Origin of the sequence: Pseudomonas sp. CM25 (assembly GCF_013179705.1) — a bacterium.
Lineage (GTDB): Bacteria > Pseudomonadota > Gammaproteobacteria > Pseudomonadales > Pseudomonadaceae > Aquipseudomonas.
Window position 1 is genome coordinate 1 of record NZ_JABMCW010000661.1, and the last position, 1,126, is coordinate 1,126.

1 protein-coding gene and 1 pseudogene are annotated in these 1,126 nt (G+C 62.8%); both read right to left on the reverse strand.

Annotated features, from left to right (window positions below):
- The coding region (locus HP546_RS30470) for a microcin C ABC transporter permease YejB (protein ID WP_172233664.1) at positions 1 to 898 on the reverse strand (898 nt) is incomplete at its 3' end.
- 1 nt (position 899) lies between these two features.
- Positions 900 to 1,126 (reverse strand): annotated as a pseudogene (locus HP546_RS30475) (ABC transporter substrate-binding protein); the annotation flags it as partial.

A 1,126-nucleotide genomic window follows, 5' to 3' on the forward strand; every position in this document is an offset into this window, starting at 1 on the left:
AGATCACCTCGATCAGCAAAGAGCCGGTGAAGAAGATGCCGATGAACGCCGAGGGGAAGCCGGCGATCACCAACAGCATGGCGTTGCGGAACACGTGGCCATACAGCACCCGTGGCCGGCTCAGGCCCTTGGCCTTGGCGGTGACCACGTACTGCTTGTTGATTTCGTCCAGGAAGCTGTTCTTGGTCAGCAGGGTCATGGTGGCAAAGTTGCCGATGACCAGCGCGGTAATCGGCAGCACCAGATGCCAGAAGTAGTCCAGCACCTTGCCGGTGGTACTCAGCTCGTCGAAGTTGTTGGAGGTGAGGCCGCGCAGCGGGAACCAGTCGAAGTAGCTGCCGCCGGCGAACAGCACGATCAGCAGGATGGCGAACAGGAACGCCGGAATGGCGTAGCCGACGATGATCGCCGAACTGGTCCACACGTCGAAATGGCTGCCGTGGCGCACGGCCTTGGCGATGCCCAGCGGGATCGACACCAGGTACATGATCAGCGTGCTCCACAGCCCCAGCGAAATCGACACCGGCATCTTCTCGATGATCAGGTCGATGACCTTGGCATCGCGGAAGAAGCTGTCGCCGAAGTCCAGCTGGGCGTAGTTCTTGATCATGATCCACAGGCGTTCGGGCGGCGACTTGTCGAAGCCGTACATCCGCTCGATTTCGGCGATCAGCGCCGGGTCCAGCCCCTGGGCGCCACGGTAGTTGGAGCCGGCCACGGAAACCTCGGCGCCGCCACCGGCGATGCGGCTGGTGGCGCCTTCGAAGCCTTCGAGCTTGGCGATCATCTGCTCGACCGGGCCGCCGGGGGCGGCCTGGACGATGATGAAGTTGATGACCAGGATGCCTAACAGGGTCGGGATGATCAGCAGCAGGCGGCGCAGGATGTAGGCCAGCATATTATTCGGCCTCGTCTGCAGGGGCCGTGCTGACCGCCGGGGTCACCTCGGGCTTGATCCACCAGGTGTCGATGCCGATGTCGTACTTGGGCGACACCTTCGGGTGGCCGATGTGGTTCCAGTAGGCCACGCGCCAGGTCTTGATGTGCCAGTTGGGGATCACGTAGTAGCCCCACAGCAGCACACGGTCCAGGGCGCGGCAGTGGTCGATCAGGCTTTGCCGCGAGT